At 53.9% G+C, this 13,615-nt stretch carries 10 protein-coding genes; 8 read left to right on the top strand and 2 right to left on the bottom strand.

Annotated elements, in window-relative coordinates; genetic code table 11:
* Positions 1–2: 2 nt before the first annotated feature.
* The 5 genes from ABDW36_RS15050 (at position 3) to ABDW36_RS15030 (ending at position 7,327) form a co-directional block, all read left to right on the top strand.
* Positions 3–3,536, top strand: a complete 3,534-nt coding sequence (locus ABDW36_RS15050; RefSeq protein WP_343702741.1) for a SusC/RagA family TonB-linked outer membrane protein — start codon at positions 3–5, stop codon at positions 3,534–3,536.
* A gap of 19 nt (positions 3,537–3,555) precedes the next feature.
* On the top strand, positions 3,556–4,950 hold the full coding sequence (locus tag ABDW36_RS15045) for a RagB/SusD family nutrient uptake outer membrane protein (protein WP_343702740.1): 1,395 nt from the start codon (positions 3,556–3,558) through the stop codon (positions 4,948–4,950).
* Between the two features lie 6 nt (positions 4,951–4,956).
* Positions 4,957–6,156, top strand: coding sequence for a thioredoxin fold domain-containing protein (locus tag ABDW36_RS15040; RefSeq protein WP_343702739.1), 1,200 nt, complete (start codon positions 4,957–4,959; stop codon positions 6,154–6,156).
* A gap of 101 nt (positions 6,157–6,257) precedes the next feature.
* Positions 6,258–6,836 carry a PhnA domain-containing protein gene (locus ABDW36_RS15035; RefSeq protein WP_343702738.1) on the top strand — a complete coding sequence of 193 codons (579 nt, stop codon included), beginning with the start codon at positions 6,258–6,260 and terminating at the stop codon, positions 6,834–6,836.
* 80 nt (positions 6,837–6,916) lie between these two features.
* Positions 6,917–7,327, top strand: coding sequence for a VOC family protein (locus ABDW36_RS15030; protein ID WP_343702737.1), 411 nt, complete (start codon positions 6,917–6,919; stop codon positions 7,325–7,327).
* A 50-nt stretch (positions 7,328–7,377) separates the two neighbouring features.
* Here ABDW36_RS15030 and ABDW36_RS15025 read toward each other — a convergent pair whose 3' ends face one another.
* A complete protein-coding gene (locus tag ABDW36_RS15025) occupies positions 7,378–8,322 on the bottom strand; it encodes a DUF1080 domain-containing protein (protein WP_343702736.1) in 945 nt (314 codons plus the stop codon).
* 192 nt (positions 8,323–8,514) lie between these two features.
* Here ABDW36_RS15025 and ABDW36_RS15020 point away from each other — a divergent pair, with 192 nt between their 5' ends.
* The 3 genes from ABDW36_RS15020 (at position 8,515) to ABDW36_RS15010 (ending at position 10,900) form a co-directional block, all read left to right on the top strand.
* Positions 8,515–9,537, top strand: a complete 1,023-nt coding sequence (locus ABDW36_RS15020) for an LD-carboxypeptidase (protein WP_343702735.1) — start codon at positions 8,515–8,517, stop codon at positions 9,535–9,537.
* Positions 9,538–9,603: 66 nt separating this feature from the next.
* A complete protein-coding gene (locus ABDW36_RS15015; RefSeq protein WP_343702734.1) occupies positions 9,604–9,999 on the top strand; it encodes a hypothetical protein in 396 nt (131 codons plus the stop codon).
* A gap of 610 nt (positions 10,000–10,609) precedes the next feature.
* Positions 10,610–10,900: a hypothetical protein gene (locus ABDW36_RS15010; RefSeq protein WP_343702733.1), complete on the top strand. Its 291-nt coding sequence runs from the start codon at positions 10,610–10,612 to the stop codon at positions 10,898–10,900.
* A gap of 80 nt (positions 10,901–10,980) precedes the next feature.
* On the opposite strand, the gene ABDW36_RS15005 is transcribed toward ABDW36_RS15010, so the two are convergent.
* On the bottom strand, positions 10,981–13,572 hold the full coding sequence (locus ABDW36_RS15005; RefSeq protein ID WP_343702732.1) for a phosphoenolpyruvate carboxylase: 2,592 nt from the start codon (positions 13,570–13,572) through the stop codon (positions 10,981–10,983).
* Positions 13,573–13,615: the final 43 nt, after the last annotated feature.

Raw genomic sequence — 13,615 nt, 5'->3', positions numbered from 1 at the left:
ACATGAGGAAAAGTTACAGCCAAAGCCTGCTGAGGGCTACCCTTTACCTGTGCCTGCTGCTGTTCACCGCAGGTGATGCCGCCGCGCAGGAGCCGCGCCGGGACCATGCATTGCCAATGCCTTTGGAGCATGCGCTCAACGAAGTGAACCGCCTGTACGGCGTTACCTTTGCCTATGAAAGCGGCATATTAAAAGGCAAGCGCACCACGCTGAACGTGGCCGCCGTGCAGGACAAGCCGGTGGAAGAGGTGCTGAAGACCATCCTGTATCCCAACCAGCTGGTATTCCTGTACGTACGCAAAGGGCACTACACCATTGTGCCGCGCCTGCGCCAGGCGGATGAAGATGCCGGCAACACACCTGCCCGCCGTGACAGCATGCGCACCGTACGCGGTGCGGTGAAAGACCAGAACGGCGCCTTGCTGCCCGGCGTGTCTATACACACCGGTAGAGGGCAGCACCTCACCGTTACGGATGCTTACGGCAATTATGCTATTTCTATACCGGCCCATACCAGCGCACTGGAGTTTTCCTATGCCGGCCTTTCCCACCGCCAGGTGGCGCTCACTGTCAGCCCCATACTCAACGTGGTGCTGGATAGCAAGGTGCTGAATGAAGTGGTGGTAACCGGTTACCAGACGCTGCCGAAAGAAAGGGCTACCGGCTCCTTTGCCACCGTAAAGGCCGCAGACCTGGAGAAACGCCGTATTTCCAGCCTCTCCCAGGTGCTGGAGGGCACCCTCCCCGGCGTGGTGAGCTATAACGGCAGCATCAGCGTGCGCGGCACCAGCACCTTCAATGCCGTGCGGGCGCCGTTGTACGTAATAGACGGCTTCCCCGTGGAAAACACCTCTTTCAACTCCGCAGGCAACCTGGTAGAAAGCCTGCCAGACATCAACCCGGAAGATATTGAGAACATCACCGTGCTGAAAGACGCCGCCGCGGCCTCCATTTACGGTGCGCGGGCAGCCAACGGCGTAATAGTGATCACTACCAAAAAGAGCCGGAAAGGCGCGGGCATTACCGTAAGCGGAGACTTTTCCGTAACGCCGAAATACGACCTTTCTTATTACAATAAAGCAAACGCTAACGAACTGATCGACCTTACCTATCACTATGTAGACAACAACCCTAACCTGAAAACAAACCCGGGCGCGGAAGCCGAGCGCATCCGTAACGGGAAGGGGCTGGTATCTCCCGCGCTGGAGCTGCTGCTGCAAGCCGCGGAAGGTACCATTACCCGTGCGCAGGCAGATGAGCAGCTGAATAAAATGAGAGGCATGGACCTGTACAGCCAGCAGGTGCGTGACCGGCTGATGCGGGTGGCCAGCAACCAGCAGTACAACATCGGCCTCAGCAAATCCGCCGGCGGCAACGCTTTCAACATGTCTGCCACGTTCCGCAACCAGAACGGGTATGAGAAACACCAGAACACCAAGACCCTCATGCTCAACCTGCGCAATGCCATAGCCGTCAACAAATGGCTGCGCGCGGAAGCGGGTGTGTTCCTGATGTATGGGGACGCCACGTCACCCTACACCAGGGCTGTTGACAACCTGTTTGGCCAGATGCCCTTTGAACCAATATTTGATGAGCAGGGCAATGCATTGCCGCAACGTTTTTCGCTGATAAAAGAAGACCGGGAAACTGTTGAACGCTACGGCCTTTATTCCATGCGGGAAGTGCTGGCAGACGAAACAGGCTATAACCTGTCACGCACCAAAGGCCTGAGAACACGCGCCTACGGCAAGCTCAATGCACGCATCACGCCCTGGCTGAACTATGATGTGATGTTCCAGTATGAAAAAACGGGCGATAAAACGGAGCAGCTGATGGACGTCAATTCCTTCTACATGCGCAGCACCCTGAACACCTTCTCTACGCTGAACGCCGCCGGCAACGTGGTGTACAAGCTGCCGCAAGGCAACTCCCTGCGCAGCACCCACGAAACCCAGCGCTCCTATACTTTCCGGAACCAGCTCAACTTCTCCAAAACATTCGGGGAGCATGATGTAACCGCCATTGCCGGTTCTGAAACACGGGAAATGAAAGTGAATGAAGATTACAACGCCGTGTTCGGTTATGACCCGCTTACGCTGAAACACCTGCCGGTGAACATCCAGGAGCTGACCACGGGCTTCACCGGCCTGATGCGCAGCAGGGCCGTGCTGTCTGCCAGTGACGTGATCCGGTTCAGGGAACTGACCAACCGCTACTTTTCTTTCTACGGCAATGCCGGGTACACTTTCCGTGACCGTTACATGGTGAGCGGCAGCATCCGCTACGATCTGTCCAACCTCTTCGGCACCAACGCCAAATACCAGTACCGGCCTTTATGGTCTGCCGGCGCGGGCTGGATACTGACCAAAGAAGAATTTACCCGTCATATCAACTGGCTGGACCATCTGAAGCTGCGCGCTTCCTATGGCATCAACGGCAACGTAGCCCGCAATGCAGGCCCCTTCATGGTGGCCGCTTACGGCGTCAGCTCCCTCACGTCCAATCCTTCCGCCTCCATCAGCACGCCGCCCAACCCCAACCTCCGTTGGGAAAAAACGGCCACCACCAACCTGGGTATCGACTTTGCCGTGCTGAAGAACCGCTTGTCCGGCTCGGTAGACCTGTATAACAGGAACAGCAACGACCTGCTCTCTACCGTCACCATCAACCCGGCCCTTGGTTTCTTTTCAGCGTACGTGAACAACGGCGCCATGCGCAACCGGGGTATAGAATTAATGCTGAAGAGCGACGTGCTGCGCCGCGGCCGCTTTGAATGGGAAGTGGTATTCAACGGCGCTTACAACAAGAACGAAGTGACGCGTATAGATTACCAGCCGCGCACGGTGGGAGACCTGGTGGAAACCGGCGGTTACTACCTGACGGGAGACCCGGTGTACAGCCTGTACAGCTACCGCTATGCGGGCCTCAGCGCCAAAGGCGCCCCCATGATCTATGACGCCAAGGGAGAAGCTGTCAGCACCAATGTAACAGACCCGGCAGTGGCCACTTACAGTGGTACTTTTCAGCCTGTGTACAGCGGCTCGCTGATCAACAACCTGCGCTGGAGAAACCTGGAGCTGTCTATCCTGTTCGTGTACCACGCCGGTCACGTGATGCGTACAGACGTGCCCTTGCTGGTAGGAAGCTATCCCTCCAGCGGCAATGTTACCGCAGGCATCGGCAACGCCTGGAAGAAGCCGGGAGACGAATTGATCACCAGCGTGCCCAGGGTATCATGGGAGTATGATACAGATCAATCTGCCTACAGGAGCGGCTACTACCGGTATGCGGACGTGAACGTAACAGACGCGTCCTTCATCAAGGCCCGCAACATAGCGCTCACTTATGCGCTGCCGCAGGCATGGATGAAGCGGGTGAAAATGTCAGGGGTGCGTTTGCGCCTGCAGGCAGATAACCTGTTCTACATCGGCTTCAACGGCCATGATATCGATCCGGAGGCCATTACCATCAGAACAGGCAGCCGTACGGCGCCCGTCATGCCTTCTTATAACATTGGTTTTAACATCGCCCTTTAAAAGGCTTAAAAAGATATAAATGATGAAAAGGTTCCTTTTCCTGATAGCATGCAGCGGCCTCCTGGCAGGCGCAACCGGCTGCAAAAAGTACCTGGAGATAGCGCCGAAAGGGCAGAAGATACCGCAGAGCCTGGAAGATTATACGGCGCTGATGGAAAGCACTGCCGCGCACATATTCGATTACACCAACCAGAACATGGTGGCCAACGATTTTTACCTGTACGGCAACCAGGCCAATAACGCCCTGGCCGGCATCAATTACAACTGGATGGCAGACAAGGACAGGGTGGCGTTCCTGAATACAGACAATGCTTACAATGCAGCTTACAGCGGCATATTCGTCTATAACGTGCTCATCAATAACGTACCCGATGCCACCACCGGCACGCCGCAGCAAAAAACCGAACTGGTTTCCCAGGCGCGCCTGGCCCGCAGCATGTATTATTTCTACCTCATCACCAGCTATGCCAAAATGTATGACCCGGCCACGTCTGCCACAGACCCCGGCGTGCTGCTGAACACCAGTGACAACATGGAGGCAAAGCTCAAACAGGAGTCTGTAAAAACCATTTACGACTTCATACTCCGCGAAGCGGAAGAAGCCCTGCCGCATCTGCACGCCACCGCCCGTGACCCGTTCTATGCCAACAAGGCCGCCGGTTTCGGTTTCCTTTCCCGCATCCACCTGTTCATGAAAAACTACCAGGCCGCGGAAAAGTATGCAGACTCCGCCATGAACCGCAGCAAGGTGCTGTTCGATTACATCGCCTTCTACAACGCCAACAAGGCCGTAATTGACCGCCCTACTACTTCTGTCAGCCTGCCCAAAATGGACTTCGATAACCCGGAGAACTACATTTTCCACTACGGCAGCGCCAGCACGCAGACGCAGGGCTTTTACGCCTCCATGCTCCAGCATAAGGATTCCGCGCAGTTCGATAAGGGAGATACCCGTTTCATCATCAACTATGCCGTGCGTACCCTGGGTACTATCAAGATATGGGGCTACCGCCGGATCGACTTCCCCAACTGCGGCGGCATCCGCACACCGGAAATGTACTACATCAAGGCGGAGTGCCTGGCCCGCGCCGGCAAAATTCCGGAAGCCATGGAAGTGCTGAACGCCGTGCGCCGCACCCGTATACTGCCTGCCTTCTATGCAGATGCCACCGCAGGTAACCTGGAAGATGCCATGGCCCTCATCCGCCGCGACAAGAACTGTGAATACAAAGGCACCGGCCTTGTTTACCTCGACCTCCGCCGTTTCAACAACGACCCGCAGTTCCGCACCACGCTCACCAAGGAGGAGGGGGGCAATCAATATTCCATATCGCCTGACTCGCATTTGTGGATCATGCCCTTTTCCACCACCGCCGTGGCGTACAGCGACGGGCTTATTCAAAACTCTAAATAACCTGGCATGCACAAGCTCATCAAAGCCATACTGCCCGTACTGCTGCCCGCCCTGCTGCATGCGCAGGCGCCCGGTTTCATGACCGGAGATTTTGAGACCGTGAAAGCGCGGGCCATCAAAGAAAACAAACTGGTGTTCGTAGACATGATGTTTGAAGGCTGCATGCCCTGCAAACAAATGGAAGTAAAAGTATTCCCGGACCCCTCGGTGAAACCTTACCTTGACGAGCATTTCATCAGCTACCAGTCAGATATCTACAAGGAGCGCACCGGCAAGCTGCTGGCCCGCAAATTTGGGGTTACCGGTGCGCCGCACTACCTGATATTCAACGCCAGGGGAGTACTGGTAGACGCCGGTTCCGGTTTTATGGGCGCCACCCACTTCCTGCCCTGGCTGCAGGCTTCCGTAGCCGCCGCAAAAGCAGGCAATGTTAAAAAGTACCGCCCCGGCCTGGAAGGCGCTTATCCCGCGTTTTATTCAGACTTCTACCTGGAAAAGCCCCGCTTTGCCGGTGCAGACACCGTAGCCGCTTATCTTGACACGCAGCAAAACCTTGCTACGGAAGAGAATTACGCCATCATGAACGTGTACCTGAGCCGCCTGCCGGAAAAGTACAAGGAGTTCTACTACCAGCATATGGAGCAGTTTGCGAGGGACTACGGCCGCAAATCTACCAGCATAGCCGCCTACCGCATGCTGTCTGCCCGCGCGGGCGCTTATGGCGAAAAGAAAGAGAAGGCCGCCTTTGAACAGATGATGCAATACGTGCAGCCCTTGTATTCCGCCAAAGACTGGAAAACCTTCGGGAAGATCATTGCCACCAGATATTTTGAAAAGAGTGAAGATGTTGGCGGCTACATCCGCTTTGCCGGCGCCTTTGAAGGCTATAGCCTGGCAGACAAGGCCATGCTGGCCGCTGAGCTGGCGCCCAAAGTAGAAGGCCAGGCGCTGCTGTTGCAGCAAATGGACAGCTGGCTGGCCGGCATTGATGCGGCGGCAGACTACCAGCAGGCCGGCCTCTGGTATGTGAAAGCAGTGTTGCAGTATTACCTTGGCAACAAGGCGGAGGCCACCAATGCGCTTGCCAAAGTGAATACCAGCGGCCAGTACGCCAGGAACGTGGCCGCGCTCAAAGACGCGCTGCAGCACAACACCGCGTTCTCTCCCGGAAAAGTTTTTATTACACAGCCTTTGATGGCTGACTAATATTGTTGTAACCAACCATGACCAGGGGCTGCCGTTTACGGCGGCCCTTTTTGATCCACCGGGGGAAAAGCTTACCTTTGCCCGCGTTCTAAAAAGATAGTATGAAACTGGAAGAGCAACTGCAGCAAAGAAGCGGCAACCAATGCGAACTATGCAAGGCCGGCGGAGCATTGAAAGCGTATGACGTACCGCCGTCTAACGGCTATGCAGATAGCCACATTTTCCTCTGTGAGAAATGCCTGGCGCAGATCAATAAAAAAGAAGAGCTGGACAGCCAGCACTGGAGCTGCCTCACCGAAGCCATGTGGAGCGAAGTGCCGGCCGTACAGGTAGTAGCCTGGCGCATGCTCAACCGCCTGCGCAACGAAAGCTGGGCCATGGAAAGCCTTGACATGATGTACCTGGCAGATGATACCCTGGCCTGGGCCAAAGCCAGCGGAGACCATGAGAATGACGGAGCTGTAGACCTGCATAAAGACAGCAACGGCAACCTGCTGCAGAACGGAGATACGGTAGTGCTCATCAAGTCGCTGGACGTTAAAGGCTCCACGCTGAACGCCAGGCTGGGCACCGTGGTGAGAAACATCAGGCTGGTGCCGGACAATACCGAGCAGATAGAAGGCCGCATTGAAGGGCAGATGATCGTCATCCTGACCAAATACCTGCGCAAACAGAACTGATTATAACCGCTTTCCCTGGTAGCCCGCCGTTGTTGCAACAGGCGGGCTTTTTTTGTAGCTTGGGTAAAAATTGCCCCAATATGGAAGTTCTAGGTATGTGCCCGCTGCTGCAGGTATTTGACATGAATACCTCCCTGCAATTTTATTGTGAAACGCTGCAATTCAAAGTGCATCAAAGCGCCGGGGAAGAAGGCGCGCCGCCTGACTGGGTTTGGCTGAAATGGAACAATATTGACCTGATGATGAATACCGCCTACGAAGCCGCCCGCCGCCCCCCGCAGCCCGATGCCGCCCGCTCCCGCACGCATGGCGACGTAACCCTCTACTTCGGCTGCCCCGATGTGGACGGCGCCTACCGCCACCTGACGGCCAAAGGGCTCTCGCTGCAACCGCCCAAGGTGGCGCCCTACGGCATGAAACAAATGTATTGCTATGATCCCGATGGGTACCAGCTGTGTTTTCAGTGGGAGGCGCAGTACGTGCCCGAATAAAAAACGGGGCGCCGCAAGGCCACCCCGTCAGGATCTTTATATATCACCGTTTATTTCGCCGGTGTGATCACTATTTTCCGGAACTCGATAGGCCCGTGGTCTCCCTGGATGTAGATGGGGCCGGGCTCGCCTTCATTGCTGTTCAGCGCGCCGCCGGTAATGCCGGGTATCTCCTGGTTGCTGATGACGGTTTTGCCGTTGGCTACAATGGTAACCATGCGGCCTATCAGCGTAATATCGTACCGCTGCCACTGGTCGGGCCCCAGCGCATTGATCTCTGAAGGCGCCAGGAAGCCGTACACCCCGCTGTACAATACGCTGTTGGGATGCGCGTCTTTCGGGCTGTCTTCAATCTGCACTTCATAGCGGCCTCTCAGGTACACGCCGCTGTTGCTGCCTTTTTTATAGCGGAACTCCACGGTCAGCTTAAAGTCGGTGAACTCCTGCTCGGAGATCAGGTTAGCGCCAGACTTGGGACTGGTGAGTATGCCGTTGCGCACTTCCCACTGGTTAGCCGCGCCCACTGCCTTCCAGCCGCTGAGGTCTTTACCGTTGAAGAGGTTGATGGGCTTGCCCCATGAAGGCGCTGCCGTGCGTTTCAGGTAAGGTGCTTTTACGCCTTTGTAGCTGAACTTCTTGCCTTCGCTGGTGGTGATGGTACCTTGTATCCCTTCGCCCGCCAGTTCGCCTTCAATCACAAAATCCTGGTTGCCGCCTTCCCACTGCGGGGGGATGGTGAAGCTGAACTTGCCGTTGTTGAAGTTCACCTTGGCCACGGGCCGCGCGCTGCCGGAAGTGCCTACAAAGTAGCCTACCAGCGTGCGGTTGCCGGAAAGTTTTACCTCCAGCCAGGAGGGGGCCGGTTTGCCGTTCTCATCTACGGTAATGTCCCAGCGGCCAATGAGGCCCTTCTGGTCTTGCGCCTGCTGTGCAGCAGGTTCACCCGTTGCGGCGGCTACGGGCAGTGCGGTGGTGGATATTAAAAGGCAGCTCATGCCAAATACGATAAATTTTTTAAGCATAGTTATTCAATTGTAGCTGAGGGGACAAGATAAGGTTTATTTAGGTTTCGGGCAAACGGAGAATGTGATGCAGGCTGTGCCGGAGCTGTTTTGTACGAATTTATACGGAGCAACCGAGCCTTCCGGGTGTGTACTTTTTCTGCAAATATTGATTACATTAACCTTATGAATCGCAAGCATTTTCTGTCTGCGTTGGCAGGCGCAGGTATGAGCATCCCGCTGCTGGACCGCTTCGCCGGCGCCGCAACCCCGTCCACGCTTTCCATACCGCCCTATTTGAAACCGGGAGACACCATCGGCATCACCTGTCCTGCGGGCTACATCACCGCGGAGGAAATACAGCCCGCCGTGCGTATTATGGAAAGCTGGGGTTTCAAGATAGCCGTTGGCAACACCGTGGGCAAGAGAGATTACACCTTTGGCGGCACAGATGCAGAGCGCCTGCAAGACCTGCAGGCCATGCTTGACAATCCCGGCATACATGCTATCATGTGCGCCCGCGGCGGCTATGGTTGCGCGCGCATCGTAGACCAGCTTGATTTCAGCAAGTTCCGGGAGCGGCCCAAATGGGTAATTGGCTTCAGTGACGTTACCGTGCTACATTGCCACATTAACCGGCATTTCAGCATTGCCACCCTGCACTCCAAAATGTGCAACAGTTTTCCTGACAACCTCGCGCAGGCAGATCCTGAAGTGCAGGATACCATTCTCTCCATCCGGAACGCCTTGACCGGCAAGCCCATGCGGTACACTGCGCCGCCGGAAAGCAGCAACCGCGCTGGTACAGCCAGCGGCGTGCTCATAGGCGGCAACCTGGCCATGATACAAAGCATATCCGGAACGGATTCCGAAATAGATACCATCGGCAAGATTCTCTTTCTCGAAGATGCCGGTGAGTACCTCTACAGCCTTGACCGCATGCTGGGCAACCTGCAGCGCTCCCGGAAGTTTGACAGCCTGGCGGGGCTGATCATCGGCGGATTTAACCGCATCAAGCCGGATGATCCGGGAGAAGAGTTCGGGCATACGGTGAATGACATGGTGCTGCAGCGGGTGAAGGACTTCCGGTACCCGGTGTGTTTTAATTTTCCGGTGGGGCATCAGCGGAATAACTATGCGTTGAAGTGCGGGGTGATGCATAGGTTGAGGGTGGCGGGGGATGGGGTGGAGTTGAGGGAGATGGGGTGACGTGGATAGCGAGAACTTATTATAGAACTGTTCAAATCGATAAATCAGTGCAAAGCAATTAACAGGATGGAAAAGATGCTTAAAACATATGATACCAATTCAAGGGCTTTTTATGATTCAATAATTGTCAGCAAGAAAGGGTCAAATGATAGTGTATTGGAGTATAGAGGTAACGACATCTTTCTCACCGGGATTGGGGATTATCCATTTATGGCGTTGGCGGACATAAGGGAACAGTTAAAAAAGCGAGGCTTATTACTGCTGTGCGAAGGTGCGAGAATTGATGTTTTCCCGTCCAGTATGGCCTTTACCAGCTTCTTGGCTTACAAAACCGTTATTGGTAGACCTGCCAGCAAAGAAGACCTTGTGCATATATTGAATCCCACAGATGATGTAGATATCATAGGCAGTTTAGAAGATCAGGAAGCACACAGGATTAGGTGGGTTAACAGTTTGGGCTAAACATTGGATTGATGCGAAATGCTTAAAATACTTGATTAATGCCAGGTCAGGCGCCACGCTTTTATTATTTGATTGAGAGCAATTTTAATATGAAGAGTTCCCTAACTGCACTACTCAGCTGTATTGTCATTACCTTTTTGTTAATATTAAATACAGTATTAAGCCCGTATTCGAAAGAATTAACTATTCTTGATGTTGAAGCAGCGGTTAATAGCGATGTAGTAGTGGTTGCTGTTACATTAAATGTGGTAAGCTTACTTGTGTTGATTGTTTGCTGGATTTTCTTACTTCGACAAAGAAGTTCCGAGAGACTACTAGTTATGCTTGCCACAATTATAAATGCTATTGCTTTGATTTACTGGTTGAGTTTTTGTTAAGTACGGTCGTACTTAGGTATACCGATTGTAGCATTCCCGGTAGGCCTGCCGGCTATCCCTAGTGATATAGCATCGCCCGACTACTATCGAAGGTTTTGTATGTTTCTAAGGACAACCTAATCAATGGCTGGATAAAGGGAGAGGCAATAAGGAAGTTCGTACTAAGAGGATGTTATCTACTCACATACACAAAAGCAAAACTTGATATTCTTAACATGACATCACAATAAGCCATGGAATATTATAAAAAAACAGATGAGATTATTGCGCTTCTTACTCAAGCAAATGAAATGTTAGCTGTGAGGCAGATTAACAATGCCCGGCTAATTAGTCTAATGCCAGGAGAGATTTTAGATACCGTATGTTCAGTACTTCGAACTTATGAAATCAGCCAGCCAGCTCTATTTTATATAATTAAAGAACCCGCTGAAGAGCTATTACAATACGCAAAAAGTTTAGGTAGGTTACCAGTGGCCAATTTTCATTTGTTGGAAGAGTTGAGTCAGGATGCTTCTGACTTATGATTGAATTTTGGATAATAAATACAATTAACAAATCTTACAATAATGGAATCCAATTCCGAAATTGTAAAAAGTTCACCCCTCTACACCAAATTCCTCCCCGCATTCACAATCCCATAAACCGTCCGTATCACCAGCTTCTCATACGCCCCTTTCATCTCCGCATCCTTGGTAGTTTTAGCTTTCTGCAACGCATAATGCTGCGTCACCACCAGCGGCAGCATGATCCGCTCGCGCAGGGCAATGGAGTTCTTCTCCACAGGGTATTCCTGCATCAGCTCGCGGTTGCCGGTCAGTTCCAGCAGCATGGTGCGGGTGAGGTCGAATTCTTCTTTCAGCATGGTCCAGAACTCACCGTAGCGCTCATCGTTTTGCAGATGGGCGGTAATGCGGAAGTCTGATTTGGACATAGACATGATGCAGTTGTCTATCATGGTTTTGAAGAAGCCGGAGGTTTTGTACAATTCCGTGGCGCAGTCCCATTTGCCGGCTTTTTTCACGGCGTGCAGGGCGCTGCCTACGCCGTAGGAGGCGGGCACGCTTTGTTTCAGCTGGCTCCAGGCAGTTACGAAGCTGATGGCGCGCAGGTCTTCCAGCCTGAGGGCGGAGCCGGCGTTGCGCTTCGTGGGGCGGCTGCTGATGTTGATGTTGGAAAGCAGCTGCAGGGGGCTGAGGTCTACCAGGTATTCTGTGAACAGCGGGTGCTCGCGCAGGGCGGTGAAGCGCTGGTAGCTTTCTTCGGCCATGGTGGTGATCAGCTCTTTTTCCTTGTAGTCCAGCAGGTCACGCTGGTCGGGGTGCAGCACGGAGGCTACGCCGGCGTTCACCAGCTGCTCTATGTTGAACTTGGCGGTTTCTACGGAGCCGTACAGGGAGCTGACGGTTTGGCCTTGTATGGTGAGCTGTATATGATTGTTGGCAATTTCTTCGCCCATGGCGGCATAGAAGCGGTGTGTTTTGCCGCCTCCGCGGGAGGGGGGGCCGCCGCGGCCGTCAAAGAACGTCAGGTCAATGTCGTATTTGCGGGTAATGGCGGTCAGTTCCACTTTGGCCTGGTAAATAGACCAGTTGGCCATCAGGTAGCCGCCGTCTTTGGTGCTGTCTGAAAAGCCGAGCATGATCATCTGGCGGTTGCCGCGCCTTTTCAGGTGCTCTTTATAGATGGGGTGGGTGTACAGTTTTTCCATCACCCCGGCGGCCTGTTTCAGGTCATTGATGGTCTCAAAGAGGGGGAGGAAGTCTACCGTGAGGTCTTCCTTCGTCCAGCCGCACCAGAGGAAGAGGTTCATCAGCTGCAGGATGTCTGACGCCTGCTGGCAGTTGCTGATAATAAAGCGGTGGCTGGCATTTTCGCCGTTCTGCTGCTGTATGCTGCGCATGAGGCGGATGGTGCAGAGCGTATCATTGATCAGCGGGTCAATGCCTTCTTCCGGCGTTTCCTGGCAGGGGAAGTCTGCTTCGTTGAAGCTGATGAGGCGGAGCTTTTCTTCTTCAGAAAGGCTGCTGTATTTATCTGCGGGCAGGCCGTTGTTGAGCTCGGGCTGGGAAAGGCCGTAGTTGAAGACCTTGCGCAGCACGCGACTGTCCTGCCGGATGTCTAGCCTTGCAAAGTAGCAGCCGAAGAGCCTGATCTTCAGGGCCAGGTCATCCACCAGGTTCACGAACAGGCTGTCATGGTCTTTGATGAGCGTGTCTTTGATGCGCTGCAGCAGGTCTGTCATTTCCTGTTGCAGGTTGGTGGCGTTGGGCTGGGGATTGAAGGCGTTGTCGTACATCAGGCGGCCCAGCACGTTCATGGGCTCTTCTATGCCGCGGAAGGTGATGCGGCGTTTCAGCGCCCGGTAGTCGCGGTAATAGCAGCGGAAAATGGTCTGGCGCAGCGTGGCGGCCACGGTGCGGGTGCTTTCCGTGGTTACGTTCGGGTTGCCGTCACGGTCGCCGCCGGGCCAGAAGCCCAGCTCAAAAATGCCATCGGGCAGGTTGCTGAGATCAAATTCTTCTCCGAGGCGGGTCTGAATGTCTGCCAGCGCGTTGTAGAACACATGCTCCACAAACCAGATGAGGCTCACGGCTTCATCTACCGGCGTGGGGCGTGTTTTATTGAAGAAGGGCGTTTTGCCCAGCTGCTGCAATAATAAGTTGATGGTGTTGATATCGTTCACCTTCAGGGCCTCAATGAGGTCTGTCATGATGGTGAGCACCGTACCCGGGTAAAACTGGGTGGGGTGGGCGGTGAGCACCAGCCGGAGGGAGAAGTGGCGCAGTTTTTCGCTGATCTTCTCGCGCAGCTCATCGTCTTGCGCAATTTGCTGTACCAGGCCCTGCAGGGTGCCGCTGCCGTCCGTACGGCTCAGTTTGCTGAAAGAAGAGTCTTCAATGGCGTCAAACAGCACCACCTGCCTTTCTATATATTGTATAAAGCGGAAAAGGCGGTTGATCTGCTCGCGCTCGTCAATTTCCGGGGCACGCTCCTTGAAAAAGGTCTCTATGATCTCGGTGGGCGACGTCAGTTTGGCTACCCCTTTCTCGCAATGGGCTGTAAAAAACGGCAGCAATATGCCGGTGTCTTTCACCTGGTAGAACGGGAGGGTTAAAAACAGGCTATTGTACAGCTCAAAGCGGGTAATCACTTCGCGGGTGTATATATCTTTCTGGTTGCCGGACTGTTTCAACATTGAATTATTCGTTAAGCACCGGCAAAATTATAAATATTAATAT

Origin of the sequence: Chitinophaga sp. (genome assembly GCF_039596455.1) — a bacterium.
In the GTDB taxonomy this organism is placed as follows: Bacteria; Bacteroidota; Bacteroidia; order Chitinophagales; family Chitinophagaceae; genus Chitinophaga.
The sequence above is the reverse complement of the archived record's forward strand: the minus strand, read 5'-3'. Positions and strand labels throughout refer to the sequence as shown.